The 24,417-nt window shown below is 71.5% G+C and carries 27 protein-coding genes and 6 pseudogenes; 19 read left to right on the top strand and 14 right to left on the bottom strand.

Translation table 11 applies throughout. The features are described from left to right. Positions 1–18 precede the first annotated feature (18 nt). Genes OG429_RS01725 through OG429_RS01715 form a run of 3 tightly spaced genes read left to right on the top strand, consistent with a single transcriptional unit; the run spans position 19 to position 2,788 of the window. The gene (locus tag OG429_RS01725; protein ID WP_328923479.1) at positions 19–828 is read left to right on the top strand and encodes an ABC transporter ATP-binding protein; all 810 of its coding nucleotides are present in this window, start codon (positions 19–21) and stop codon (positions 826–828) included. Then, positions 825–2,216, top strand: a complete 1,392-nt coding sequence (locus OG429_RS01720; RefSeq protein WP_328923478.1) for a hypothetical protein — start codon at positions 825–827, stop codon at positions 2,214–2,216. The genes OG429_RS01725 and OG429_RS01720 overlap by 4 nt, the downstream gene beginning before the upstream one ends. Beyond that, complete coding sequence (locus OG429_RS01715) at positions 2,213–2,788, top strand: hypothetical protein (RefSeq protein WP_328923477.1); 576 nt, start codon at positions 2,213–2,215, stop codon at positions 2,786–2,788. Before OG429_RS01720 ends, OG429_RS01715 begins: the two co-directional genes overlap by 4 nt. A gap of 206 nt (positions 2,789–2,994) precedes the next feature. On the opposite strand, the gene OG429_RS01710 is transcribed toward OG429_RS01715, so the two are convergent. From OG429_RS01710 to OG429_RS01700, 3 genes are all read right to left on the bottom strand, one after another. Further along, positions 2,995–3,159 carry a hypothetical protein gene (locus OG429_RS01710; RefSeq protein WP_405680657.1) on the bottom strand — a complete coding sequence of 55 codons (165 nt, stop codon included), beginning with the start codon at positions 3,157–3,159 and terminating at the stop codon, positions 2,995–2,997. Between the two features lie 57 nt (positions 3,160–3,216). Then, a complete protein-coding gene (locus tag OG429_RS01705; RefSeq protein ID WP_328923476.1) occupies positions 3,217–3,432 on the bottom strand; it encodes a hypothetical protein in 216 nt (71 codons plus the stop codon). A gap of 146 nt (positions 3,433–3,578) precedes the next feature. After that, the gene (locus OG429_RS01700; protein WP_328923475.1) at positions 3,579–3,893 is read right to left on the bottom strand and encodes a hypothetical protein; all 315 of its coding nucleotides are present in this window, start codon (positions 3,891–3,893) and stop codon (positions 3,579–3,581) included. A 359-nt stretch (positions 3,894–4,252) separates the two neighbouring features. Here OG429_RS01700 and OG429_RS01695 point away from each other — a divergent pair, with 359 nt between their 5' ends. From OG429_RS01695 to OG429_RS01670, 6 genes are read left to right on the top strand one after another with little or no spacing between them, the layout of a single operon-like run. Continuing rightward, positions 4,253–4,870 (top strand): hypothetical protein, encoded by a 618-nt coding sequence (locus OG429_RS01695; RefSeq protein WP_328923474.1) that lies wholly within the window; start codon positions 4,253–4,255, stop codon positions 4,868–4,870. Further along, a complete protein-coding gene (locus OG429_RS01690; protein ID WP_328923473.1) occupies positions 4,867–5,916 on the top strand; it encodes an NAD-dependent epimerase/dehydratase family protein in 1,050 nt (349 codons plus the stop codon). Before OG429_RS01695 ends, OG429_RS01690 begins: the two co-directional genes overlap by 4 nt. A 3-nt stretch (positions 5,917–5,919) precedes the next feature. Next, the gene (locus OG429_RS01685; protein WP_328923472.1) at positions 5,920–6,564 is read left to right on the top strand and encodes a hypothetical protein; all 645 of its coding nucleotides are present in this window, start codon (positions 5,920–5,922) and stop codon (positions 6,562–6,564) included. Continuing rightward, a complete protein-coding gene (locus tag OG429_RS01680; RefSeq protein ID WP_328923471.1) occupies positions 6,509–6,772 on the top strand; it encodes a hypothetical protein in 264 nt (87 codons plus the stop codon). The genes OG429_RS01685 and OG429_RS01680 overlap by 56 nt, the downstream gene beginning before the upstream one ends. Next, the gene (locus tag OG429_RS01675; RefSeq protein ID WP_328923470.1) at positions 6,769–7,533 is read left to right on the top strand and encodes a metallophosphoesterase family protein; all 765 of its coding nucleotides are present in this window, start codon (positions 6,769–6,771) and stop codon (positions 7,531–7,533) included. Before OG429_RS01680 ends, OG429_RS01675 begins: the two co-directional genes overlap by 4 nt. Before the next feature lie 12 nt (positions 7,534–7,545). Further along, positions 7,546–7,728: a hypothetical protein gene (locus tag OG429_RS01670; protein WP_328923469.1), complete on the top strand. Its 183-nt coding sequence runs from the start codon at positions 7,546–7,548 to the stop codon at positions 7,726–7,728. Between the two features lie 48 nt (positions 7,729–7,776). On the opposite strand, the pseudogene OG429_RS01665 reads toward OG429_RS01670, so the two are convergent. Together OG429_RS01665 and OG429_RS01660 are read right to left on the bottom strand one after the other, a co-directional pair. Next, positions 7,777–7,950, bottom strand: a pseudogene (locus OG429_RS01665) (DUF6381 family protein); the annotation flags it as partial. Positions 7,951–8,062: 112 nt separating this feature from the next. After that, positions 8,063–8,206 (bottom strand): annotated as a pseudogene (locus tag OG429_RS01660) (ribonuclease BN); the annotation flags it as partial. Between OG429_RS01660 and OG429_RS01655 the strand changes: the two are divergent. The 4 genes and pseudogenes from OG429_RS01655 to OG429_RS01640 form a co-directional block, all read left to right on the top strand. After that, positions 8,207–8,401 (top strand): annotated as a pseudogene (locus OG429_RS01655) (glutathione S-transferase family protein); the annotation flags it as partial. 477 nt (positions 8,402–8,878) lie between these two features. Continuing rightward, positions 8,879–9,340: pseudogene (locus OG429_RS01650) on the top strand (SRPBCC family protein); the annotation flags it as partial. A 240-nt stretch (positions 9,341–9,580) separates the two neighbouring features. Beyond that, the gene (locus OG429_RS01645; protein WP_328923468.1) at positions 9,581–10,546 is read left to right on the top strand and encodes an LLM class F420-dependent oxidoreductase; all 966 of its coding nucleotides are present in this window, start codon (positions 9,581–9,583) and stop codon (positions 10,544–10,546) included. A gap of 9 nt (positions 10,547–10,555) precedes the next feature. Next, a complete protein-coding gene (locus tag OG429_RS01640) occupies positions 10,556–11,227 on the top strand; it encodes an HAD family hydrolase (RefSeq protein WP_328923467.1) in 672 nt (223 codons plus the stop codon). A 72-nt stretch (positions 11,228–11,299) separates the two neighbouring features. Here the strand turns inward: OG429_RS01640 and OG429_RS01635 are convergent, their stop codons facing one another. Both OG429_RS01635 and OG429_RS01630 read right to left on the bottom strand, forming a co-directional pair. Then, on the bottom strand, positions 11,300–11,623 hold the full coding sequence (locus tag OG429_RS01635; RefSeq protein WP_328923466.1) for a plasmid stabilization protein: 324 nt from the start codon (positions 11,621–11,623) through the stop codon (positions 11,300–11,302). A gap of 79 nt (positions 11,624–11,702) precedes the next feature. Further along, positions 11,703–11,970: pseudogene (locus tag OG429_RS01630) on the bottom strand (DUF4235 domain-containing protein). Between the two features lie 211 nt (positions 11,971–12,181). Here OG429_RS01630 and OG429_RS01625 point away from each other — a divergent pair. Continuing rightward, on the top strand, positions 12,182–14,335 hold the full coding sequence (locus OG429_RS01625) for a SpoIIE family protein phosphatase (RefSeq protein WP_328923465.1): 2,154 nt from the start codon (positions 12,182–12,184) through the stop codon (positions 14,333–14,335). A 59-nt stretch (positions 14,336–14,394) separates the two neighbouring features. After that, positions 14,395–14,940: a DUF6328 family protein gene (locus OG429_RS01620; RefSeq protein ID WP_328923464.1), complete on the top strand. Its 546-nt coding sequence runs from the start codon at positions 14,395–14,397 to the stop codon at positions 14,938–14,940. A 500-nt stretch (positions 14,941–15,440) separates the two neighbouring features. Here OG429_RS01620 and OG429_RS01615 read toward each other — a convergent pair whose 3' ends face one another. Continuing rightward, entirely contained in the window at positions 15,441–16,322 is an 882-nt protein-coding gene (locus tag OG429_RS01615; protein ID WP_328923463.1) for an SDR family oxidoreductase, read from the bottom strand. 254 nt (positions 16,323–16,576) lie between these two features. Between OG429_RS01615 and OG429_RS01610 the strand changes: the two are divergent. Both OG429_RS01610 and OG429_RS01605 read left to right on the top strand, forming a co-directional pair. Further along, positions 16,577–17,072, top strand: a pseudogene (locus OG429_RS01610) (molybdopterin-dependent oxidoreductase); the annotation flags it as partial. Positions 17,073–17,287: 215 nt separating this feature from the next. Continuing rightward, complete coding sequence (locus OG429_RS01605; RefSeq protein ID WP_328923462.1) at positions 17,288–17,848, top strand: SixA phosphatase family protein; 561 nt, start codon at positions 17,288–17,290, stop codon at positions 17,846–17,848. A 3-nt stretch (positions 17,849–17,851) separates the two neighbouring features. On the opposite strand, the gene OG429_RS01600 is transcribed toward OG429_RS01605, so the two are convergent. The 4 genes from OG429_RS01600 to OG429_RS01585 all read right to left on the bottom strand — a co-directional run bounded on the left by OG429_RS01600 (position 17,852) and on the right by OG429_RS01585 (position 20,961). Then, the gene (locus tag OG429_RS01600) at positions 17,852–18,364 is read right to left on the bottom strand and encodes a hypothetical protein (protein ID WP_328923461.1); all 513 of its coding nucleotides are present in this window, start codon (positions 18,362–18,364) and stop codon (positions 17,852–17,854) included. Positions 18,365–18,561: 197 nt separating this feature from the next. Beyond that, on the bottom strand, positions 18,562–19,122 hold the full coding sequence (locus tag OG429_RS01595; RefSeq protein WP_328923460.1) for a hemerythrin domain-containing protein: 561 nt from the start codon (positions 19,120–19,122) through the stop codon (positions 18,562–18,564). Between the two features lie 386 nt (positions 19,123–19,508). Beyond that, on the bottom strand, positions 19,509–19,949 hold the full coding sequence (locus OG429_RS01590; protein WP_328923459.1) for an AAA family ATPase: 441 nt from the start codon (positions 19,947–19,949) through the stop codon (positions 19,509–19,511). Between the two features lie 748 nt (positions 19,950–20,697). Then, positions 20,698–20,961, bottom strand: a complete 264-nt coding sequence (locus OG429_RS01585; RefSeq protein WP_328923458.1) for a GlsB/YeaQ/YmgE family stress response membrane protein — start codon at positions 20,959–20,961, stop codon at positions 20,698–20,700. Between the two features lie 680 nt (positions 20,962–21,641). On the opposite strand from OG429_RS01585, the gene OG429_RS01580 reads away from it, so the two are divergent. Beyond that, positions 21,642–21,815: a CsbD family protein gene (locus tag OG429_RS01580; protein ID WP_328923457.1), complete on the top strand. Its 174-nt coding sequence runs from the start codon at positions 21,642–21,644 to the stop codon at positions 21,813–21,815. A gap of 122 nt (positions 21,816–21,937) precedes the next feature. Here the strand turns inward: OG429_RS01580 and OG429_RS01575 are convergent, their stop codons facing one another. Together OG429_RS01575 and OG429_RS01570 are read right to left on the bottom strand one after the other, a co-directional pair. Continuing rightward, entirely contained in the window at positions 21,938–22,909 is a 972-nt protein-coding gene (locus tag OG429_RS01575; RefSeq protein WP_405680663.1) for an SRPBCC family protein, read from the bottom strand. Between the two features lie 48 nt (positions 22,910–22,957). Beyond that, on the bottom strand, positions 22,958–23,845 hold the full coding sequence (locus OG429_RS01570; protein WP_328923455.1) for a histone protein: 888 nt from the start codon (positions 23,843–23,845) through the stop codon (positions 22,958–22,960). 186 nt (positions 23,846–24,031) lie between these two features. Between OG429_RS01570 and OG429_RS01565 the strand changes: the two genes are divergently transcribed. Further along, positions 24,032–24,406 (top strand): gas vesicle protein GvpO, encoded by a 375-nt coding sequence (locus OG429_RS01565; protein WP_328923454.1) that lies wholly within the window; start codon positions 24,032–24,034, stop codon positions 24,404–24,406. Positions 24,407–24,417 lie beyond the last annotated feature (11 nt).

The raw sequence follows: 24,417 nt of genomic DNA, 5'->3' as shown, positions 1-24,417 counted from the left end.
CTCGAAAGGGACCACCGCATGACATCCACCACGAGCGCGGCTGCCACCGCGCCGAAGACCTACGCCTGGGAGATCCGGGCCACCGGCCTGAAGGTGCGGGCCGGACGCAAGAAGATGGCGGTCGACGGGCTCGACCTCTCGCTCGGCACCGGCGTCCACGGCCTGCTGGGGCCCAACGGAGCGGGCAAGACCACCCTGATCCGGGCCCTGGCCACCGTGCTGCGCCCCGCCGCGGGCGAACTGGAGCTGCTCGGCGACTCCGTGAGCGGGATGGGTGACCACCAGGCGCTGCGCCGCCGGATCGGATACCTGCCGCAGGAGTTCGGCTACTACAAGCGCTTCACGGTGCGCGAGTTCGTCGAGTACCTGGCCTGGCTGAAAGAGGTTCCCAAAGCGGACATCCCCGCGGCCGTCCAGCGGGCCGTGGAGCGGGTGGGCCTGGCGGACCGCGCCGACCATCGGATGAAGACCCTGTCCGGAGGCATGGTGCGGCGCGCCGGCATCGCCCAGGCCATCGTCAACGACCCCGCGGTGCTGCTGCTGGACGAGCCGACGGCCGGCCTGGACCCGGCGCAGCGGCTGCGCTTCCGCGAGCTACTGCAGGAACTGGGCCGCGACACTTGTGTGATCGTCTCCACCCACCTGGTCGAGGATGTCGCGGCCGCCTGCTCCGACGTGGTGCTCTTCGCCGACGGCCACCTCGTCTTCCAGGGCACGCCGGAGGACCTGGCCGCGGCGGGCGGCCCCGGGTACCCGGGCGACAGTCCCCTGGAGCGCGGCTACTCGGCGCTGCTCCGCACCAACGAGTCGCAGGGCGGTACCTGGTGAGCGGGCGCGTGCTGGGGATCGAGCTGAAACGCTCCGCCGCCCCGTGGGCCGGCCTTGTGATCCTGGGAGGCAGCCTGGCGTTCCTCTATCTGATCAACGGACTGTGGTGGTACGGCACCGCGGCGTGGACGGCCCAGTGGACGTCGATGGCGCTGACCACCCGCTGCATGCTTGCCTACGGGTGGCCGATCGCGGTGGGCCTCGGGGCGCTGCACGGGCTGCGCGACTCCCGCTCGCGGATGACCGAACTACTGACGACCACGCCGCTGCCGGCCTGGCGCCGGGCGGCGATGCCGGCCGGTGCGACCGCGATCTCGTTGGCGGCGGCCTTCGGTCTGCTCGTCCTCTGGGGCGCGGTCCAGGTGGCGCTCGGTAGCGCCACCTACCTGCCCCTCGGTTGGCTGCCGATCTCGCTGGTGGCGGCGCTGGCCCTGGTCGCGGGGGCCGTGTTCGGCATGGGCGTCGCACGGGCCCTGCCCTCCATGCTCACCCCGCCGCTCCTGGTGCTGCTCTTCCTGATGATGACCGTCCTGCTGCGGCAGACGACAGACGGGGAACTGCCGTCGGGCATCGCGCCGAACCGGCTCGCCCAACTGTCCCCCGTGACGGACGTGCCGCGGGAGATGCTGCTGACCCTGTCCGGTGCCGTGGACCTCGGCCAGACGCTCTGGCTGCTCGGCCTGCTCGCCACCGGCTTCGCACTGCTGGTGGCCGCGACCCGCCGGGCCCGGCTGCTCGCGGTGGTCCCCGTCCTGGTCGGCGCGGCCCTGGCCCTGCTGATCCTCCCGGCCGCTGCGCGTGACACCTACGTCGTCGACAAGGCCGCCGCCACCCTGGTCTGCGACGGCCCGGTGTGCGTGACGCAGGCGAACCGCTCGCACCTGCCCGAACTCGCGCCGCGCGGCAAGGAGGCGCTGCGCCTGCTGCACGACGCCTTGGGCGACCAGGCGCCGACCTCGGTGCGCGAGGAGACCGCGCTGCGCGCGCTCGGCGACGAGCGCCAGCTCACCGGCGACGTGGTGCTGATCGACTTCGACGACCCGCTGATCGCCCATGCGGCGGGGGCGGAAATGACCCGTCTCCTGGTCGCCCAGGGCCTCGCACCGAACTGCGAACCACGTACCGTTCGGGAAGGCTGGGGGCTGGTCGACATTCCCGCACAGAGCATCGCCGCGAGCTGGGCCCTCGGCGATCACCAGCTCGAACCGCTGCAGAAGCCGGACGCCGACGAGTACTCGCAGCGTGCATGGGCGAAGGCCCAAGTCGCCTGGGAGGAGCTGACGGCCCTGCCGCGGGCCGAGCAGCGCACGCGGATCGCCCAGGCGCATGCCGCCGCACTCTCCTGCAAGAACGAGCTCGCGGCGCTGACGGGGGAGGCGTCCCCATGAGATGGCTGATGCTGTACGCGCGTTCACGGCAGGTGCCCACCTCGGCCGCCGCGGTCACGCTCGTCGCGCTGGCGGTGTGGGCCCTCAACCAGGGCAGCGGCAAGGGCCGGGCGGACCTGGGGATCGCGGTCCTGGTCCTCACCACGAACGTGGCGGCCGCTTCCGTCGGGCTCGGCGGGCAGGATGCCGCGCTGGACCGGACGGCCGCGATCCGGTGGATGCCCCGGCGGGCGGCGCACGTGCTGCTGATCGGCGCGGTCGCCGGGGCGGCGCTGCTGGCGGTCCAGGCGGCGGGGCCGAAGCTCGCCCCGGCGGCGCTCGTCGTCCGGGACAGCGCGGGCCTGGTCGGCCTGGCCGCGCTGGGGGCGGTGCTGTGCGGGGCACCGTTCGCATGGACCCTGCCGACCGGCTGGCTCGCGTTCACCCTCCTCGTCCCGGTTCCGCCCGGCATCGCGGGAGAGGTGGGCAGCTGGATGATCATTTCCCCCGCCACGACGGCGTCCGCCGCGACCGCGTGGGCCCTGCTGGCGACCGGCACCGTGCTGTACGCCACAGCAGGACCGAGACGGTAACGGACACGCCCCGGGCCGACACTACGGTTCGGACAGGTTCATGGTCACAGTGACTTACACGGCATCACTGGAAGAGGCGGATCGGTGGAGGCCGGCCCATGGCGACTGGCTGAAGCAGCTCATTTCACAACGGCTGCTTCTCGTGGCAGGGCGTCAGATGCCCCTGGCCGGTGGCGTGTACCTCGCCTCCGAGATGCAAGCCGGGGTCAGTAAACGCGGGCGCGGAGGAAGGCGGTGATGGTGGTGGCGGCGTCGCGTGGGCTGGAGAAGTGCAGCAGTGGCGACTCTGCCGCGGTCTCGGCTTCGTCCTCCTGGTCGAGGCCGTCGCCTTCGCCGCCAGCTTCGACGATCCGGCCGTCCTCGTCGCGCATGACGTGGTGGAGTTTGGCGTGGGGCTGGCGGGTGAGGGCGTGGGAGGTCCTCGGGGTCTACGCCGGGCTGGAGGCCCGGTTCGCGGGAGAGGGGACGGTCTCTTCGGAGTCAGTGCCCGGACCGGTCCCGCTTGCCCGCACGTCGCAGTCGCCGTCGCCCCGGCTGGGGACCACGGCTTCCTCCGCCTCGCGGGGCGCCTCGCGGTCTCCGCTCTCTCCGGGTGCCTTGGAAGGCGGGGTCGTCACCTCAGGCCGCCGCTCGTGCTCGCTCATTTCCTGCTCCTTCCCTTCGTCTGGTGTCACGGACGCCGCTCGCCCCGACGGCGGCGGCATCGTCCGTGACCGGCCGCCTGCCCATCCGACGTGCCCCTGTGCCGACGTGCCCCTGTGCCGGAGGGCACCCCGTGTCGTGCCGCCCCTCAGTCCGGCTCGGTCGCGATGCGCAGGGCCAGGGCCTGCAGGATCTCCTCGATGGACGTCTCGGGATCCGTCTCCTCGTAGGCGTCCGCCACCACCTCGAACGCCAGGATGAAGCCGTTGATCAGCGAATTGACGGGTCCCGAGACCTGTTGCAGCACGGACAGGCCGATCTCAGCCGCGTCCGCCTCGACGGGCACCGTGAACCGGTCCGGGGTCACCTCGCCGAGCAGCTCGGAGATGTACTCCGCTCCGACGCCGCCGCGCAAGCCCACCAGCGCCGCGATCGCCTTCAGCCTCGTGTCGTCGTCCGTCATGGCGCGGACCCGTCTCGCCCGGCCGGCCGGTCGTCAGTCATGGTCGGGCGCCTGCCCGTCATCCCCGTGTTCATGCCGTCGGCAGGGACCCCGGGGTTTGTGCCGGGTAACCGCGGGCACGCGCCTACCGAACCCAGAGACCCGGAAAACGGCCCCCGAAGTGGAGGCCCCTGTCAACGAGCACGCTCGTCGCGAGCGTCGTCCCGTCGGCACTCGTACTGATCGCCCTCGCGGTCGAAGCGGAAGGCGGGCGCATGGTCGCCGACCAGGAGCTTCGCGCACGGGAGCAGCGCCTCGCGCTGCAGCAGTACCGGTCGTTCTTCAACCGCCTGCCGGCCACCTAGCGGATCGGACATGCCATGAACGCCCAGCCCACCCGCACCCCCTCAGGAGCACGATCCCGCACCGCGTCCCCTCCGGACCCGCAGCGCCTCGTGGCGGTCTATCTCAACGACCACCTCGCGGGCGCCGGCAGCGGTGTCTCCCTGATCCGCCGCATGGCCCGGACCCATCGCGGTACGCCCGGGGGGCCGCCCCTGGCCGAGCTCGCCGAGGAGATCGCCGAGGACCGGGAGAGCCTGCGCGAGTTCATGACCGCTCTCGACGTGCCCGCGCAGTGGCCCAGGGTCGCCGCGGGCCGGCTGGCGGAGAAGGCGGCCAGGCTCAAACTCAACGGCCGACTGGTGAAGCGCTCACCCCTGAGCGACGTCCTCGAACTGGAAGTCATGCGTCTCGGGGTCGAGGGGAAGGCGTCCATGTGGCGGTCGCTCAGGGTCCTCGCGGTCACCGACTCGCGCCTGGACCTGGCCGCCGTCGACAGGCTCCTGGCCCGCGCGGGGCGGCAGGCGTCCGTACTGGAGGCCTTGCGGGTGGAGGCCGCGCGGCGGACCTTCACCACCCCGGCCCCTGCCCCGGCCCGCGCCCATGGAAGATCATCCCGCCACGGCCTGCCGGGAAGGGCGCGGTGGGCGTCATGAGGGTCGTCGTCACCGGAGCCACCGGCAATGCGGGCACCAGTGTGGTGCGGGCCCTGGCCGCCGACCGCACGGTCACCGACGTGCTCGGCATCGCCCGCCGGCTGCCGGACCTCCGCATCCCGGGCGTGCGCTGGGCCGCGGCGGACGTCGACCCCGGCCACGAAGGGCTGACCGAGCTCTTCGCGGGCGCGGACGCCGTCGTCCACCTCGCCTGGAAGTTCCAGCCCACGCACGACCCCGTCGTCACCTGGCGGACCAACGTGCTGGGAAGCATCAGGGTCTTCGAGGCCTGCGCCCGGGCCGGGGTGCGGGTCCTGGTGCATGCCTCGTCGGTCGGCGCGTACTCACCGGGCCCCGCCGACGGGCGCCCCGTCGACGAGTCCTGGCCCACCCACGGCTGGCCGGGCGCCGCATACACCCGCGAGAAGGCCTACCTGGAGCGCTACCTCGACGGCTTCCAGCTCGCCCACCCCGACATCCGGCTGGTGCGGATGCGACCGGCGTTCCTCTTCAAGGAGGAGTCGGCGAGCGAACAGCGCCGGATCTTCGCCGGCCCGCTCCTGCCGTGGCGCCTGATCCGGCCGGGGCTGCTGCCCGCGCTCCCCGCCGTGTCCGGCCTGCGTTTCCAGGCCCTGCACACCGACGACGCCGCCGAGGCCTACCGGGCAGCCGTCGTACGTCCGGTCCACGGCCCGTTCAACCTGGTGGCCGACCCCGTGCTGGACACCGCCGCCATCGCAGCCATCCTGCACACCCGTACGGTGCCGCTCCCCGCGGGCGCCGCCCGCGCCGCACTCGCCGCGGCCTGGCGCATGCACCTCGTACCCGCCGCCCCCGGACTCCTCGACGCCGTGCTGCGACTGCCCCTGCTCGACGCCGGGCGCGCCCGCGAGGAGCTGGACTGGGCACCGTCGGCCACAGCCACCCACGCCGTCGGCGAGTTCTTCGAAGGCCTCCACAGGGGAGCCGGCGCCGACACCCCGCCCCTGGCCCCCGCGGCAGCGGGAGCGGGCGCCGGCCGGGAAGCCGCCCCTCCGGGGAGGTGAGCCGTGAGCGGATCCGGCGGCCTGCCACGCGACCACACGCAGGCCATCCTGGAGACCACCAAACGGGTCGGCGCGCTCCTGAAGGAAGCCGGGGTGCCCTTCGCGCTCGCCGGGAGCGTCGCCGCGTTCGCCCATGGTCTGCCGGCCGGTTTCCGGCACGACACGGACTTCTGCCTCTGCCGGGAGGACGCCACGGCCGCCGTGGCCGCGCTGGCCGACGCGGGCATCACCGTCGTCGACGCCCCCGAGGACTGGTTGATCAAGGCCCGCGACGGCGACGAGGAGATCGACCTCATCCTGGACCTCGCCGGCAGGCCCGTCGCCCGGGAACTCCTCCAGCGCTCGGACGTCCGCGCCGTGGACTCCGTACACATGCCGGTCCTCGCCCCGACCGACCTCATGGACAGCCGCCTGACCGCACTGTGTGAGCACTACTGCGACTTCGCCGAGCTGCTCCCCATGGCCCGCATGCTCCGTGAACGCATCGACTGGGGGCTCCTCGACCGCCGCCACCGCGACCAGCCCCTGCCCGACGCCTTCCTCTACCTCCTCGAACGCCTGTGCGTGATCGAGCCCCGAAAGCAGGCCCGTCATGACGACGACGCACAATCCCACGCTGCCCGAGTACCGGGCCCAACACCTTCGTGACCGGCTCGCGCACGAGGACATCGCCGAACTCGGGGTCCGCGTCGAGCTGCGCGGCCACGCGGTCGTCGTCTGGGGACCGGTCTCCAGCCCGGGCTGCCGCGAGACTGTCCTGCGGATGGCCGCGGAGGCCCTGCACCCGCTGGCGTGGCGCCACGACCTGACCGTCGTCAGCGCACGCCCGCCCGACCGTGAGGAGGAACTGCCGTGATCCGTGTGGCGGCGGTGGGCGACATCCACCTGGCACCGGGCAGCGAGGGGTCCCTGCGACCCGCCTTCGAGACCCTCGGCGACCACGCCGACCTGCTCCTCCTCGCCGGTGACCTCACCCGCCATGGCACCCCGCAGGAGGCCGCCGTCGTCGCCGGTGAGGTCGTCGGCCTGGCCGTGCCCGTCATGGCCGTCCTCGGCAACCACGACCACCACGGCGACCGGCCGCAGGAAGTCGCCGCCGTTCTCGCCGCGGCCGGGGTCACCGTCCTCGAAGGGGAAGCGGCCGTACTCGACCTCTGCGGTACCACCGTGGGGGTGGCTGGGGCCAAGGGATTCGGCGGAGGGTACGCCGGTCGCTGCGCCAGCGACTTCGGCGAACCCGAGATGAAGGCCTTCATGCGGCACTCCCGTACGTGTGCCGAGGGGCTGCGCCGCGCGCTCACCGACCTGGCGCAAGCCGGCACCGCACTGCGGATCGCCCTGACCCACTACTCGCCGGTCCCGGACACCCTGGTCGGCGAGCCGCCCGAGATCCACCCGTTCCTCGGCAGCTACCTCCTGGCCGAGGCCATCGACGAGATAGGTGCCGACCTCGCCGTCCACGGACACGCCCACCTGGGCACCGAACACGGGATCACGGCCGGCGGGGTCCGGGTCCGTAACGTGGCCATGCCCGTCATCGACCGGGCGTACGCCGTCTACCAGCTCACTCCCCGCCCGCCCGGGCCGGCGGGGAGCTCCGTCCAACGAAACGCGTGAGGAGCAGCTGTCATGAAGGGTATGGAACACAAGCGCCAGGAGCCCGGCATCGGCCGCGAGGAGCAGGTGCAGGAGCACCCCGGCCCGGACCCGGTACACCCCGAGGCCAGCAAGCCGGTGCCCGGCAGGACCCCCGAGGAGCTGAGGCGGCGGCAGGAGCGGGCCATGACCCACGAGCCCGACGAAACGGAATGACGGCCGCGGCCGCCCCCCAGCGCACCGCCTGGCCGACATGGGGTCCATGGTCCCGCTGCCCCGGCCGTAGAGCTGCTCGCTCTTCTCACGGATGCGCAGGGCTTTGTCCTTCAGCCGCTGCCGCTCCGCGGGATCCGTCGCGTGCTGGGCCGCCTGCTCCAACTCCTGGGCCTTGTCGCGCATCTCCCGGGCCCGTTCGCTCGGCCCGCTGTCTTTGCTCATGACCAGTCCTCGGGTGTGAGGGAAGTGTGGGCCCCCCAAGCCAAACAGCGCCGGGCCGCGCCCGCCACCGCAGCCGCGGCACGGGGCCGGCCCGGGTAGGTGCGGGCCGACCTCAGCCGTCCCGGTCCGCGGGGCTCGCGCGGCGCAGCAACTCGTCGTGCAGCAGCCTGCCGACGAGCGCACCGCCGAATACGACCACGCCGACGCCGACGAGCCAGGACTGGACGACGAGGACGGTTCCGAAGGGGCCGTAGGACCGGTCCTGTGGGCGTACGCCCGGGACCTCTTCCAGACGCCCGGATCCGGGGACACGGTGGACTTCGACCACATCAAACGCCGCTACTACCGCGTGCACAGCGGCATCAACCCGACCGGGATCGTACCGGTGGGGCCGGATCCCTCCGGCTGGCTCGCCCCGCACCACCGCGAGCGGCTGGGCGCCACGCCGTTCGCGGGGGCGTCGGCTCGCGCAGCGCGTGGAGGAATCGGGTCTCCAAGGCTTGGCGCGGCCGGAGCAGGTCCGGGTCCCATTCGAGGTCGTCGGCGACGCCGTCGAAACCCCGGTCGTGCAGCTCGTACAGGAGGTGGAGGGCAGTTGCAGGTCCTCGCCCCACGGGTCGGCCCGCAGGGCGGCGGCGGGGGCGTTGACGGGCGCCCGGCCGCTGCGCAGGGCCTTGACCAGGGCTGAGGAGAGGGCGCCGCGGCCCTCCATGAGGGCGGGCCCGGATGCCGTGTCGCGCGGACGTGCAGTGAAGGGACCATGCGCCGCGCCTACCCCGTACCGGAAGCGGTGCACACGCCCACACACGGATGTTCGCCGGGTTCGCCGGTTCCGGCCCTGGCGGGCGCGGGGATTGAAGCGGTGCGTGCCGGGAAGGCGCTGTCTGGTCGGCGAGCGGCCGGCCCGATCCCAGGGAGGAGACACCCCGTGAGCATGGTGAAGGAAACCATCGACATCGACGTTCCCGTGGGCAGCGTCTACAACCAGTGGACGCAGTTCGAGGAGTTCCCGCGCTTCATGGAAGGCGTGGAGGAGGTCCGACAGATCGACGACAGTCACTGTCACTGGCGGACTAAAGTGGCGGGTGCCGAACGTGAATTCGACACGGAGATCGTGGACCAGCTGCCCGATGAGCGGATCTCGTGGCGCTCGGTGAGCGGTGACGTGCGGCAGAAGGGGGTCGTGACGTTCCAACGCCTCGACGACGCCCATACCCGGGTCAGCCTGGCGATGGACTTCGAGCCCCAGGGCATGGCGGAGAAGGCCGGGGACACGCTCGGGGTGCTCGACCGGCGGGTCAAGGGTGACCTCAAGCGGTTCAAGGGCTTCATCGAGGAGCGCGGCCAGGAGAGCGGCGGCTGGCGCGGGCGGATCGCCCCCGCGGACGCGGGCGCGGATCCCTCCCCCGGGACCGGACCGCTCGGCGGCGCCGCGCCGCGCGAGATGCCGATGCCGCCCGGACGCACCCCCTTGGGCGGAACCCCCGGCATGCCCGTCGACCCGGACGACATGGGCCGCGGCTGACCCCTTCGCCGCCCCGGGCCCCCTGCGCGCGCAGGGCGGGCCCGGGCGTACAAGGCTCCGGGGTGGGCGGGGTTTCAGCAGCGCGAACGTGGCAAGACGCCGCACATGGTGCGAATCGGATACACGATGCTGACCGAGCAGGCCGGCCCGCGTGAGCTGGTGTCCCACGTGGTGGGAGCGGAGAGGGCGGGGTTCGGCTTCTCCGTCATCTCCGACCACTCCTTCCCCTGGCTGGGATCACAGGGGCACGCGCCCTACGCGTGGAGCGTTCTGGGGGCGGCCGCGCAGGCCACCTCCCGGATCCCGCTCATGACGTACGTGACCTGCCCGACGTTCCGTTACCACCCCGCGGTCGTTGCGCAGAAGGCGGCGACGATGCAGATCCTGTCCCAGGGCCGGTTCCGGCTGGGGCTCGGCTCCGGCGAGAACCTGAACGAGCACATCGTCGGCGCCGGCTGGGCCGCCGCCCACGTACGCCTGGAGATGCTGGAGGAAGCCGTCGAGATCATCCGGCGGATGTTCACCGGTGCGTACGTGAGCCATCACGGCGCCCACTTCGACGTCGAGAACGCCCGCCTTTGGGACGTCCCCGACGAGCCGCCCCCGATCGGGATAGCCGTCTCCGGACCCCGCTCCTGCGCCCTCGCCGGCCGGCACGCCGACCTCGTGATCGCCACCGAACCGAAGGCGGAACTCCTACGGCGGTTCGACGCGCTCGGCGGCGCCGGCAAGCCCCGCGTCGGACAGCTCCCCGTCTGCTACGACGCCGATCGCGACGCGGCCGTCGAACGCGCCCACGACCAGTTCCGCTGGGCCCTCGGCGGCTGGAAGGTCAATGCCGAACTCCCCGGCCCCGCCGGCTTCGAGCAGGCCTCGCAGCACACCCGTCCGCAGGACGTCGCCGAGGCCTTCCCCTGCGGCGACGACGTGGACACCTTCGTAGAGGCCGTACGCACCTACGCGGAGGCCGGGTTCACCGAGGTCGCGCTCGTCCAGATCGGCGGCGGCCACCAGGAGCCCTTTCTCGACTGGGCCGAGGCCAGACTGCTGCCCGCGCTCGCCACCCTCTGAGGAGCCGCCATGAACCGCGCCGCACTCTTCGACGTCGACGGCACCCTCACGGACACCAACCACCTCCACGTCACCTCCTGGTGGGAGGCGCTGCGCCAGTCCGGGCACCGGGTGGCCACGCACGACATCCACCGGGCGATCGGCCTGCCCGGCGAGGACCTCCTCGACCACCTCCTCGGAGAGGACCGCGACCGCTCGGGCGACGACCGGCTGAGCGCCGCCCACGACACCCTGTACGCCACCTACTTCGACCGGCTCCCCGCCCTGGACTCGGCGGCCGGCCTGCTGCGGACGCTTTCGCGGGCCGGCTGGAAGGTGCTGCTCGTCACCTCCGCGAAGGACAGTGAACTGGGGGCCCTGCGCCGGGCCATCGACGCCGAGGACGCCATCACCGACACCGCCACCTCCGACGACGTGGAGCAGGGCAAGCCCGCGCCCGACCCCCTTCACCACGCCCTCGAACTGGCCGGGACGCCGTCCGGGCGCGCGGTGTTCGTCGGTGACACCGTATGGGACATGAAGGCCGCCGTCCGGGCCGGTGTGACCGCCGTCGGCCTGCTGTGCGGGGGGATCCCCCGCGCTGACCTGGAGGACGCGGGGGCCGCCGCCGTCTACCGGGACCCGGCCGACCTCCTGGCCCGCCTCGACGACAGCCCGTTCTCCGCGATACCGGCCGGCTGAACGCGTCCGGCCGGTATCACTGGTGGGCGTGGACGGAACTGTCGCGCCGTACGTCCCGGGCGCCCGAAGTCGTCAGTGGCCCAGAGCGCGCTTCAGCTCGGCCTTGTCCGTCTGCGAGCGCCCCTTGATGTTGCGCTGCTTGGCCTCGTCGTACAGCTGGTCCTTCGTGGGCCCCTGGGAGCCGCTGTGGGAGCGTTGGCCGCCGCGCTTCGACGCGGGCATGTCCTGGACGGACGACCTGCTTGCCGTCTTGGACTCCCCGGCCTGGGCGCGTTCCATGTTCACCGTCCGGGCGGCGATCTCCTTGGCGCGCTCCGTCGACTCGCCGCGCTGTTCGGCGGACTCCTTGACGTGCTCGTACTGTCGCTCCCGCTTCGGGGAGGAACCACGTGGCATGGCGATCTCCTCTCGCTCCCCGGGCGCCTAACCTGATTCACCGCCGCCACGGCTGCGCACACGGGAAAGTCCCCACGCCTCACGCGGGCCAGGTCCCGGTCAGGCGGCGGACGCCAGTGGCCCCGGCCCGCTCCACGGCCGCCTTGACCGCTGCGAAGAGCGCCCCCTTGCAAGGAGGCGGCGATCAGGATCTCCGACCAGGAGCGTTCCTCGTCCATGGCGTCGGGCGCATCGCTCGTGCCGCCCACCGTCTTCCACAGCTGCTTGAACACCAGCCCGGCGATCAACCCGCCGGCGGCGCCGAGCGCCAGGCCGATCGGCCGGTAGGCGAGCTTGGTCTTGTTCATCGTCCTCCTCCGCACGTCGCTTCCGGTACGGTTCTGCGCCTGCCCGTTCCCGTGCCCGCGACGCACCCGCGCGGGCCGCCGTTTCCGGTGCGGAGGGCCGGGCACACGGCATACAAGGAGCAACGGCATACAAGGAGCAGTCGAAGGCATCCGCCTTGTTCCGGCGTATGGTCCTGGTATATCCGTCGGGTGATCCGTCCGGGAGGTGGCCTTGACCGGGCGCAGTGACCACACGGGCGGTGTCGGCGCCGAGCCCGCAGACACCGCACCGCTGGACGGTGCCCTGGCCGAGTCGGTCCGGCGCACCGGGGCATCCGGCGGCGCCGTCTACCTGTGGGACGTGCCCGGGCGCAGCCTCGGGCTGGCAGTGCTCTGCGGCCTCCCCGAGGAGGTAGCCCGCCCCTGGTACCGGATCCCGGTGGACGCCGCCACCCCCGTCGGCGACGCGGTCCGCGAGGACCGGCTCGTGTGGGTCGGCTCCCAGGAGGACCTGGCGCACACGTACCCCAGGGCTGCCGCGCCCCTGCCCTACCGATTCGCGCTCGCCGCCGTACCCCTGCCGGGCCGCACGGGCCCCCGGGGAGCGCTCCTGCTGCTGTGGCCCGCCAGCCATCCCGCCGCCGCCACCCGCCGCGAGCTCCACCACATCACCGCCGAAGCCCGCCGACTCGCCCGGATTCTGGGCGCGGCGGGAACCGACGTCCCGCCCGCGGCCCCCGAACAGCCCCGCGTCGTCCCGGCCGTACTGCCGCGCCCGTACGGCGGCAACGGGCCGCACGCAGCCGCGGACTGGGCCGAGCGCCTGCCCGAGGGTGCCCTTGCACTGGATCTTGAGGGACGAATCGCCTTCCTCGACGGCACCGCCGCCGAGTTGCTCGGGCGCAGCGCCGCGCATCTGCTGGGCACGCGGCCGTGGCAGTCCCTGCCCTGGCTCGACGCCCCTTTGGTCGAGGACCGCTACCGGACGGCAGTCATCAGCCGGGACGCGGTCGAGTTCACCGCCCGCAGGCCTCCCGACGGCGGCGGTCTGCGCTTCGAGCTGTACCCGGACGCCAGCGGCATCAGCGTCCGCATCACCGTAGCCGACGGCGCCGCAGGGACGGAGCAAGCCGACTCGCCCGCCCCCGAGCGGCCCCGGCCGGGGGTGGGCGGGCGCGCCGAGGCAGGACGGGTCTATCAGCTCCTGCACCTGTCGGCCGCCCTGACCGAGACCGTCGCCGTCCGCGACGTCGTCGAACTCGTCGCCCACCAGATCCTGCCCGCCTTCGGAGCCGATGCCCTGGTCCTCTCCGCGGCCGACGCGGGCCGATTGAAGATCACCGGTTACCACGGGTACGACCAGGCCGTCATCGACCGCCTCGACGGCCTGCCGCTGGACACGGAACTGACCCCCGCAGGGCAGGTGCTGACCAGCGGCGCCCCGGCCTTCTTCGGCAGCCCGCGCGAAATGGCCGAGGCCCATCCCCGCGCCCCGCTGATGAGCGGGAAACAGGCCTGGGCCTTCCTGCCCCTGATGATCTCCGGCCGGCCGGTCGGCTGTTGCATCCTCTCCTACGACCAGCCGCACGCCTTCACCGCGGACGAACGCGCCGTCCTCACCTCGCTGGCCGGCCTGATCGCCCAGGCACTGGACCGAGCCCGCCTGTACGACACCGCCCACGACCTCGCACACGGCCTCCAGCAGGCACTCCTCCCGCACAGCCTGCCCGCCGTCCCCGGCCTCGAGATCGCGGCCCGCTACCTGCCGGCCGGCCGCGGCATGGAGATCGGCGGCGACTTCTACGACGTCATCGTCCTGGATGCCACCACCGTCGCCGCCGTCATCGGAGACGTACAGGGCCACAACGTCGCAGCGGCCGCCCTGATGGGGCAGCTCCGCACCGCGATCCGGGCAACGGCGGGCGCCCCGCCCGACGAGGTCCTCACCCGCACGGCCCGCCTCTTGGAAGGCCTCGACACCGACCTCCTCGCCTCCTGCCTGTACGCCCACATCGACCTCGCCAGCGGGCTGGCCACCCTGGCCAGCGCGGGACACCCGCCCCCGCTGGTCCACGCTCCAGGCGCCTTGCCGCGTCGCGTGGAGCTCGACCCCGCCCCTCTGCTCGGCGTCGGCGTCCACGCCCCCTGCCCGGTCACCCGCCTGGACCTGGCCCCGGGGACGCTGCTCGCGTTCTACACGGACGGTCTGGTCGAGAAGCCCACCGCCGCGGGTGTCGACGCGGAGCGGGGTACGGACGTGCTCGTATCGGTCCTCGCCGAGAACGCAGGGAGGAGTCTCGACGACCTCGTCGAGGCCGTCCTCGGCGGCTCCGGCCCGGCCGCCCGCAACACCGACGACATCGCGCTCCTCCTCCTGCGCACCTGAGCGGGGGACAAGCGCGGCAGCCGGACATGAACCCCGGCCCGGCCGGGCACGAGCGCTGCATGGACGCAGACGACCAGCGGGCCGGTGACCGCCGGGACCACGCGGAAGACGCGCCCGCCCAGGGCGGAAGGCGAGGGCCGGGCAGTCGGGACGAGACCGTCGACGAACGGGCGGACCGCCGCTGGAACGAGCTCCTGCAAGAGCTGCGGGTGGCGCAGACCGGCGTCCAGATCCTCTTCGGCTTCCTCCTCGCCGTCGTCTTCCAGCCGCGCTTCGCCACGCTCAGCACCGCGGACCGCACCATCTACGTGATCACCGTCGTCCTGGGGGCGGCCACCGTCGGCGCCCTCGTGGGCCCGGTCTCCTTCCACCGGCTCGTCGCCGGCCACCGGCTGAAGCCGCAGACGGTCACCTGGGCCTCCCGCATGACCCTGATCGGCCTCGTCCTGCTCTACGGCACGACGGGCTGCGCCTTCCTGCTGATCATGCGGATAGTCCTCCACGACTCCACTGCCTTGTGGCTCGTCGTCCTCATGGGGCTGTGGTTCGCGCTGTGGTGGTTCGCCGTTCCGCTGTGGGCGCGCAACCGGACGCGTCGGGACTGAACACGCTCCGGATGCCGCCGCGCTCCACTCCGCGGCGGCATCCAGGTGGCGCGCCCGCGGCAGGCGGGCGAGCGGTCACCCGCGCGGTGCGACCGCCCGCCGACGGCGGGCACGGACCCGGGCCGCCACCGCGGCAGCGCCCGCAGCGACGATGACAGCCCCGGTCTCTCGGGCCCGGAGCCCCGTCCACCGCCGCCGGCTGCGACGGAGGCTGCCGAGTACGGCCTGGGTGACGCCCCGCGTCCCTTCGGCCAGTGGGGCGGGCAGCAGCGTCAGGCTCCGCGGCACCCTTTCGTGGGGCCGCGCGGTCCGGCGCGGACCGGTCGGCCCCGGGGAGGCCGCGTCGTCGTGGAATCCGTTGGAAGCCGTCATGTCCTCGCGTGTTCACCGCATCGACGCCCCGCAAACCCTCGTGGGCGCTGCCGCATCGGTCCTCGTCGGCTGCTCTGATCACCCGACGGAAAGGGACCCTTGCCCCCGGCCCGCCGGGCCGGGTCGGCTCACGGCAGGGGAGTGCCGCCGGTGGCGTTGACGATCTCGCCGGTGATGTAGCTCGCCTCCGGCGAGGCGAGGAAGACGTAGGCGGGGGCCATTTCGGCGGGCTGGGCCGGCCGCCCGAGGGGGGACTGCTTACCGAACTCGGTCGTGTCGGGCATCGTCGCCGCAATGAGGGGCGTCCACACCGGGCCGGGAGCGACCGCGTTGGCCCGGATCCCCTGTGGGGCGAGCATCTGGGCCAGGCCCTGGGTGAAGGTGACGACGGCGCCCTTCGTCATGGCGTAGTCGAGCAGCGGGGGACTCGGCTTGTACGCCTGGACCGAGGCGGTGTTGATGATGCTGCCGCCGGACGGGATGTTCGGCAGGGACATCTTCGTGAGCCAGAACATGCCGTAGAGGTTGGTGCGCAGCACGCGGTCGAACTGCTCGGTGGTGATGGCCAGGATGCCGTCGGGCTGTGCCATCTGGTAGGCGGCGTTGTTCACGAGGACGTCGATGCGCCCGAACGCGCCCACGCTGCGGTCGACGACCTCACGGCAGACGGCCTCCTCGCGGACGTCGGCTGTCATCGGCAGCACCTTGCGCCCGGTCTCACGGACCAGGCTCTCCGTCTCGTCGGCGTCCGGCTGCTCCTCGGGGAGATACGTGAAGGCGACGTCGGCCCCCTCCCGGGCGAAGGCGAGGGCCACGGCGCGCCCTATGCCGGAGTCGCCTCCGGTGACCAGGGCGCGCAGCCCGTCGAGGCGGCCGCAGCCGCGGTAGGACTCCTCGCCGTGGTCCGGCCGGGGGTCCATGGCGGCCGTCCGGCCCGGCGGGGCCTGCTCCTGGGCGGGGAAGCCGGGCCTGGGGTGGGCGGTCCTGGGGTCGGGTACCGGGCTGTTCACCGTGGTGTCCTTCCTGGTCGTACGGGCACCCCGCCCCGGACCGGAGGTGCCCGCGTCCGTGCCCCGTGCGCCTTCCCCGCCGCCTGCGGCCTATGCGCGGGGCCGCCGGGGTGGTCGGGCCAGGCCGTACCGGCCTCCGGGCGGGTGCACCGGGCCGCCGCGCAGCCGGTTGAGCGGCGGGATCGCGGGTAGGCCACGGGATCGCGGGTAGGCGAGGTGAACCGTCCGTCCACTCGGCCAGCCGGAGGTGACCCGTGGAGACGTCAGTGGACCGGATCGCCGACCCGTGGGGGGCCCGCACCCCGTACGGTCCCGGCACGGACTGGCCCGAGCGCACGGACACGCACCTTGAGCCGGGCACGGCCCCGTCCGACGTCGAGCATTGGGCACAGGCGGCCCCCTCCTGCACTCCGACGGCGACGCCATGGACATCGCCGTCCGCGGCGGGCGCATCGTCGGGGTGCGGGGGCGCGCCGCCGGCCGGGTCAACCGGGGCGTCTCGGTCCGAAGGACCTGTTCGGCTGGCAGGCCAACGCCTCACCGGACCGGCTCACCCGGCCGCTGGTCCGCGAGGGCGGCCGTCTGGCCGAATGCGACTGGGACACGGCCATGGGGAGGGTGGTGGCACGGTCGCGTGAACTCCTCGACCGGCGGGGACCGGGCTCGATCGGCTTCTCCACCAGTGGTCAGCTGTTCCTGGAGGAGTACTACACCCTGACCGTGATCGGTCGCGCCGGGATCGGCACCAACCAGCCCAAGCAGGGCAGGGACGGGCGCCTCCTGGAGCTCGTCTCGTCATGCCACCCCCAGACGCTCAGACAGATCCGCTGGGCCCGCACCATGATCAAGAATCTTTCTCCGCACGTGCTCACGAGTGCGTAGCCGGCCGCCGTGGTGCCGCCTTCGCGGACCGACCCCAGCATGACGGTGTACCCGACCACCGACCCACCCGGAAGGAGAAGGCCATGACCTCGGATCCCGGGCCCCGGCCGGCGTCCCCGGCCTCCGATAGGGCGGCCCGGTGCCGGCTGCTGCTGGTGCGGCATGCCAAGTCCGTGCCGAAGGATCAGCCGATCGACGATTTCGATCGTCCTTTGAGCAAGCGCGGAAAGGCCGACGCACCCCGGACGGGGCGCTGGCTCGCGGACTCCGGTTTCGAGCCCGAGCTGGTGCTGTGCTCCCCGGCCCGCAGGACGCGGCAGACCTGGCAGCTCGCGGTCCCGGCACTCAAGGACCCGCCGCCCGCCGTGTACGACGAGCGGCTCTACAACGCGGCCCCGAGCATGCTGGCCACCGTACTGGCCGAACGGGGACCGGGCCTCTACTGCCTGGCGCTGGTCGGCCACAATTCAGGCATCCACGAGCTGGCCTCCGGCCTGTGCGGGGACGGCCCTCCGGACCTGCTGGAGCGGGTGAGGGCGGGGTTCCCGACCTCGGGCGTCGTGGTGGTGGACGTGCCCGGCGGCTGGGAGCGCCTGTCCCCAGGCAGCGGGACCCTGGCGGCCCTCTGGTCACCAGCCGAGTGACCCCTACCCCAATGCGGCGTTCTCGTTGTCCAGCAGATCCAGCAGCGGCGCTCGGTGGAGGGCGGCGACCGGTTCGAGCAGGTCGGGGTGGCGCAGCAAGGGCGCGGCGTCGTGTTCGTGGTCGCCGGGGCGTGTGAGACGGGTGACCTCACCAGCCTGGCCACCGTCGACGAGGTGGTGGGCTTCGGCGGCAAGGGCGAGGACGGGGTCGGCGAGGAGGCAGGCGGCCCAGCTGACGACGGTTTCGTCCACCCACGTTCGCCAGGCGGTGTCGGCGTCGGCGCTCTGGTGCTCGGCGCCGGTGAGCCAGTCCAGCCGGCCGCTTCCGCCTGGGCCGAGGAGATGCAGCAGCTGCGCGTCGAGCGCGGTCGGGTAGCGCAGGACGGCGGCGAGAGTGACGGCCTGCCTTGCCTGGATCTCGGCCAGGGCCTGGCTGAACGCGCCAGGGGCGGGCGGGAAGGCAGTCAGCAGCCAGCGCGTGCCGGCGGCTATGACGGGTGCGAGATCGGCGGACACGGCGGCTTCCTTGGGGGCATGCTCGCCCTGGCCCGTGCCGGGTCCGCGAGCTGCGGCGCGAAGCTGCGCTGCTCCGCTCGTGGCCGACCAGTGTAGGCGGGAGCGGCGGGTGCACGGTGTGACGCACAGCACCATCTGCCCAGCGGCGGCGAGTCCCGCGCGACCGTGTCGGTCGGACCCGCCGCCAAGTCAGGGCTTCAGGACTTGCCGCGGCCGGTCACGAAGTCGCGCGCCCGGTCCACCAGACCGGCGCCCGGTGCGAGGAGCTTGCTTGCCATCGGGGTGCTCGGCGCGGCGGGGTGCGGGCGGGTGGGCGCCATGGCCTTGGCACGGCGGATCTTGTCACCGAGATCGTTCAGCTGTTCAGGGGTGCAGGCTCTCTTCAGCATCGGGAAAAGGTTGGTCTCCTCGTCCTGGACGTGGGCAGCGACCTCCTCCATGAGCTGCTGCAGCACCGGGCTCATCTGTGTGTCCTCGGTGGTCATCTTCTCCAGCCGCTTGAGGATCTTCTCGACGCGGCCGTGGTCCTCGATCTCCTTGTCCGCCATCCGGCCGCCGCCCTCGACGTGCTCGCGTACCGCCGGGTAGAGGTACTGCTCCTCGGCGACCGAATGCCGCACCAGCTCGATGGTGATCTCGTCGATGAGATCACGGAGCTCCTGCCCGGCGCCGGTCATGGGCTGGATGCGGCTGAACATCTCCTCCACCTCCCGGTGGTCGGCCATCAGCTCGTCGATGACATTCCCGCCATGCCCCATGTCGCCTCCATGCGTGTTCGGGACGGGTCTGTCCCGCCCGGCCTGATGGGTTCCCCACCAGAAACCGCGGCGCCCGGCCGCCCGGCGACTGTCACCCGCACGGACGAGGCGGGTCAGGACCTGAGGCAGACAAGCCCACCCCTCGCCGACACGTGCGGGCAAAGCCAGGACCGTGCTGGTGGGTGCTCTGGCCAAGCCGCGCCGCCGAGATGCCGGCAGGGTAGTGGGCCCTGTTGGGCTGGGCGCTCGTGCCGTCCAGGGCGATGCGCAATGCTCGCCCTCCAGTGCCAGCACCGGTTTGTGGCTGCGCCTGTTCGTTCAGGAATCAGGGAGCTGCGGCCAGGAACTTCAGGGCCGTCGCGACGTTCGACGGCAAGTCGATCACGCTATCCAGCACCAGCCGGGTCATCGGCCCACGGGGCGAACGCCTCCCGTCGCCGCTCCACAGCCTCCCACGTCGGCTCATCGAAGCCCTCGATCCCCCGGGACCGGCCCTCAAGCCGCCTGCGATGCACCGACGCGTCCGAACACACCACCTCGATGAACACCACCGGCACGCCGTGACGAGCCGCCAGCAGCCGCCACTGCTCGCGCGCCTCCTTCACCGCGTTGACCGCATCGATGATCACTCTGTGGCCCAGGGCCAGCACACCGTCGGCCACGGCCTCGGCGACGACATACGCCGCAAGGCCCGTGGGCTGGCTGCGATCCACCCCGGCACGCCGCATCGCCGCCTCGATCGGATCCACCGACACGACCGGAGCGGCCAGCCTCCGCCCCAACGCCTCGGCGATCGAGCTCTTCCCCGCACCAGGCCGTCCCGCCATCCTCGGCGGTGACGGCCAGCGGATGCGAGGTGTTCATGGCTATCTCCCGTGGATGGAGACGTGCCTCCAAGGCCTTTCCATAGGGCGCCTGCCCGGTGCCGGGCGGTTCAAGCCGAGATCGACGTCGGCGGCGTTCTCTATGTTTGGGAGTCGAAATAGGGGAGTAGACGGGCTTATGGAGGAGTCCCTGTGTGGGCAAGGGGTCCCAGCGATCCCATGGTGACCGGTGCGCCGGACGGACGGTGCGGCCTCCGCCGGAGTCATCGCATCGGCGCTGCTGCCAGGTGGGGCCCACGGCCTCGCGCTTGGCGCTGGCAGCGCCGTAATCAGCGTTTTCCCTAGTTTCGTGGCCGTCAGGAGACGCTCGTGAAGTTCACCTCAAGGGGCCGCCGCCACAAATGGAGCAGGCGTCGGGCGCTCGCGCGCTGGTCACCCCGCGCCGTCATGGGCCGGATTTCCATGCGACTGATGGTGTGGAGTGTGCGACTGATGGTGTGGGGCGTGCGGCGGGCACTCGGGCGTGTGTTTCGTGCCGTGTGGTGCCTCATGCCGTGCTTAGGGCGACCCGGGCCGACCTGGGACCTGGGTGCCGCACCGGCGGTCGGGACCGCGTGCCGGTGCGGCATGAGCCCTCGATCGCGCCCCGGCCGCCCGGCCGTGGCAGGCGAAAGACGAAACGGCTTCGCCCTCTCCGGCGGAGGGGAAGCCGTTTCACGTGTGGGAATCCGTCACCTCGGTCGTCGACCCGTTACCGCGTCGCACGCCTGAACAGGCGGAAGACGCCGAGGAGGATGAAGGAGCCGATGATGGCGGCGATCCACGTCGACAGCTCGAAGAAGCCGTCGATGGAGTCGACGCCGAAGATCACCTTGCCGAGCCATCCGCCGAGCAGGCCGCCCGCGATGCCGATCAGCGTGGTGACGATGAGGCCGCCCGGGTCCTTCCCGGGCATCAGCATTTTGGCGATGATGCCCGCGAGCAGCCCGATAAGGATCCAAGCAAGTATTCCCATGATTCCTTCTGTCCTGTCGTGCAAAGAGACGCGCTAATGCTGGCTCCGCACGCAGGCGAAAGTCGCCTTGGCGCGCGCGGTCAACGGAACGCGTCCTTGCCCTTCTCCTTGGTGCGTCGTGCATTGCCCCGGGCCTCCAGAGCGGCGCCTTTGGCGGCGAGAGACTCCTTGCCCAGGGCGTGGGCTGCTTTCTTCACAGCCCTCCCTGTAACTCGTTCGATCTCAGCCTTCGCTTTCTCACCGGCACTCATGTCGGGTCCCTTCGAAGTCCAGACACCCATGGATATATCCGCATAGCTGAATCTCAAACGATTCATCTGCCGTTGCGGCTTTCGCCAAGCGCGTTCTTGTTGTCTTTTCGAGGAAGAGGCTGGGTTGGCACCGTTAGCCGGGTGGGCGCAGGAAAGAAGATCGAGAACGTGACGAAGGCCACCAAGAGCAAGCAAGGTGAAAGAGGCATGGGAAGTGGCCGCCTTACGTGTACCCAGGGCGATTGGCTGGCTACGCCTCCGGTCCGCGGTGGTCCTGGCAACGGGCCTACTCGCGCAGGCGCAACCGCCGCGGCGGCCGACCATCTCACCTTCCATCCCGTTTGTATCGGATTGTGTGTTGGTTCGTGTATGCGGGGTAGAGGCTGAGCAAGCCGTAGTGCCGCGCTGAGCGGTCTGGAGGTGAGAGGGATGGGTGCGGGTAAGAAGGTCAAGAACGTGGCGAAGACGAGCAAGGGGAAAATGAAGGAGACCACTGGCAAGGCTGTGGGGAACGAATCTCTGGAGGCCAAGGGGCGGGGCGAGCAGGCGCTTGGCGACGCCAAGCAGACTGTTCAGAAGGCGAAAGACACACTGAAGCATTGAGACGCCGAGGTGATGTTGAGTCGTGAGGTGCCCGGGGGTGAGGGTCGGCGGGAGATGCTCTGCGCCGGCCCTCACGTGTGTGCCCCTGGCGTCCCAGGGGGTCCTCATGCGGGCTGTCGGCGTCAGCGTCGGCGAGATGGAGAGGCTTCGTGCTCTTCTCCGTCGGCTTCTTCCTCGGGTTCGTCTTGGTTGGCGGTGTAGTCCTCTTCGTAGTCCTCTTCCTCGGCTCCTTCTTCGCCCTGCTCCTCGCTCTCGTCCTCCTCTTCGGCCTCGCTCTCGTCCTCTTCGGCGCTGTACTCGTCTTCCTCTGCGTCTTCGGCTTGTTCTTCTTCGAGGGCTTCTTCGTGCGTCTGGACGACTTCGCCGTCGCGGATCTCGCCGCGCCAGCCTTCTGGTTCGTCGGTGGTGAGCATGGTGTAGCGCAGGAAGTTCTTGAGGTCCAGGCGCAGGCGACGCCCCTGGGCCCGCCATAGGTTGCCGGTCTTTTCGAACAGTCCGGAGGGGTGGTATTCGACGACGATGACGATGCGGGTCAGTGACGGGGCGAGTTCGTGGAAGGCGACGCAGCCGCGGGTGGTGCCCTTGGCTCCCTGGGAGGTCCACACGATGCGGTCGTCGGGTATCTGTTCCTGGACGGTGGCTTTCCAGCTTCGGGTGGAGGGTCCCACCTTGACCTTCCAGTCGCTGGTGGTGTCGTCGTCGCGGGAGACATCGCGGACGCCTTTGGCGAAGCCGCTGAAGTCCTCGTACTGCGTCCAGTGGTCGTAGGTCGTGCGCAGCGGGAGGCCGACGTCGATCGCTTCTACGATGTTGACTACCTTGCCGCCGCCGCTCTTGCGGCCTTTACCGCCGCCGAAGGCCTCGGTGATTTTGTCCTTGAGGTTGGCGAGCTTCTGGCCGGCGATGGCTTTGAGGGGGGAGTCGCCCTGCAGGAGCCGACCACCGATGCCGACCATATCCGAGAGGCTGCCGTTGTTGTCGGCGACGTCGTAGAGCTGATCGGTGACATCGGAGAGCTTGTCGGCGGCCTTGTCGGCCAGCTGCTCGGCTTGGGCGGCGAGGTAACCCGAGAGTTCCTTCAGTAGCTGGTCCACCCCAGAGGGGGCCTGAGGCGAGCTGGTGCGGGCTGAGCTTGCCATGGCCTACCTCCGCGTGGAGGGCTTGCGGGCAGCCGGCTTCTTGGCGGCCGTCTTACGGGCCGGGCTGCGGCCTGTGCTCTTTTTGGTGGTGGCCTTGGTGGCGGCGCTCTTGCGTGCCGGGCTCTGCCCCCTGCTCCTCTTGCGCGGCGGGGCGCTGCTCTTCCTCGCAACCGCCCTGGGGGAGCTCTTCTTGGCGGGCGCGCTCTTCTTCGCCGGGCGCCCGCCAGCGCTCTTCTTCGCCGCCGCCTTCCTGGCAGGTGAGGACGTCTTCGCGGCTGTCTTCTTCGCTGGGGCGGACTTCTTCGCAGGTGCTGCCTTCTTCGCCGGGGCGGGTCGCTGGGCGACCCTCCGGCCGGAGGCCGCGGTCTTGCCGCTCCGGGCGCGGTCCGAGGTGCGGGCCCGGCGGGGCGGCGGGGGAGGCTCCTCTTCCTCCTCCGTCTCTTCCTCTTCGTCTTCTTCCGCTTCGTCCTCGGGCTCGGCGTACCCCTCCTCGTCCTCTTCCGCGTAGTCCTCGGCTTCCTCGCCCTCGTACGGTTCCTCGTCCTCGTCCTCGCTGTCCCGACCGCTTCCAGTGGTGCCGCGGGAGAGTTCGAGAGTGCGCTCGTGCAGTGAGCCGGCGAGGTCTGCGAGCTTGCGGTTGGCCGCGACGGCCAGCGCCTGCCGGCCGGCGTCGAGGGCTTCGCCGCGCAGCTGCTCGGCCAGTTCTTCGAACTGCGGCATCTCCTTGAGCCGAGAGGCCCGTTCCTTGAGCAGCTGTCCGGGTTCGAGTCCGAAGCGGCGACCGGCGAGATAGGTTGCCACGGTGAACGCCAGGCGGCCCTTCTTCGCCCGGCCGAGTGGGTATCCCCCAGCCACAGCGGCTGCGAGCGCGATCTTGGTGGTGTCCTCCATGATCATTCCCCTGCCAGGGCGCTTACGGTCTTGGTGGGCAGCAGATCACCGCGCGCGTGCCGCCCGCCGATGAGGAGGGGTCTGGCCGGGGCCGTCCCAAAAAGGCTTATGCCCCGATGCGGGGCTTATACCTGATTTTGGTGACATTCTAGTTTCTGTGATGCCGTCTCCCCAGGGAAGGGGCATATGGCCGCAGCGGAACCTGCACGCCCCCGGCGAGCCTCGTCGCACGCCGCCGGCGATGGCGCAGGGCAGGACAGGAACACGCCCAGGCGCGGTGCGCCCCGGCGCCATTCCGGAACGGCTGGCGCGGCGGCGGCTATGCGGGCTGCGGCGCGGCAGCTCGCTGAACTTCTGGGCCGGCTTCCGGATTCCGTCTCCTCGCTCAAGCCGACCGAGGACGGCTGGGAGGCGCAGGTGGAGGTGGTGGAGCTGGAACGCATCCCGGACACCACCAGCGTGATGGCCAGCTACCGGGTCGCGCTGGACGAGGACGGCGAGCTGATCTCCTACGAACGCACGCGCCGCTACACCCGCGGCATGATCGACCGGCTGCCGTGAGCGCTCGGGAG

It is taken from the genome of Streptomyces sp. NBC_00190 (assembly GCF_036203305.1).
In the GTDB taxonomy this organism is placed as follows: Bacteria; Actinomycetota; Actinomycetes; order Streptomycetales; family Streptomycetaceae; genus Streptomyces.
The sequence above is the reverse complement of the archived record's forward strand: the minus strand, read 5'-3'. Positions and strand labels throughout refer to the sequence as shown.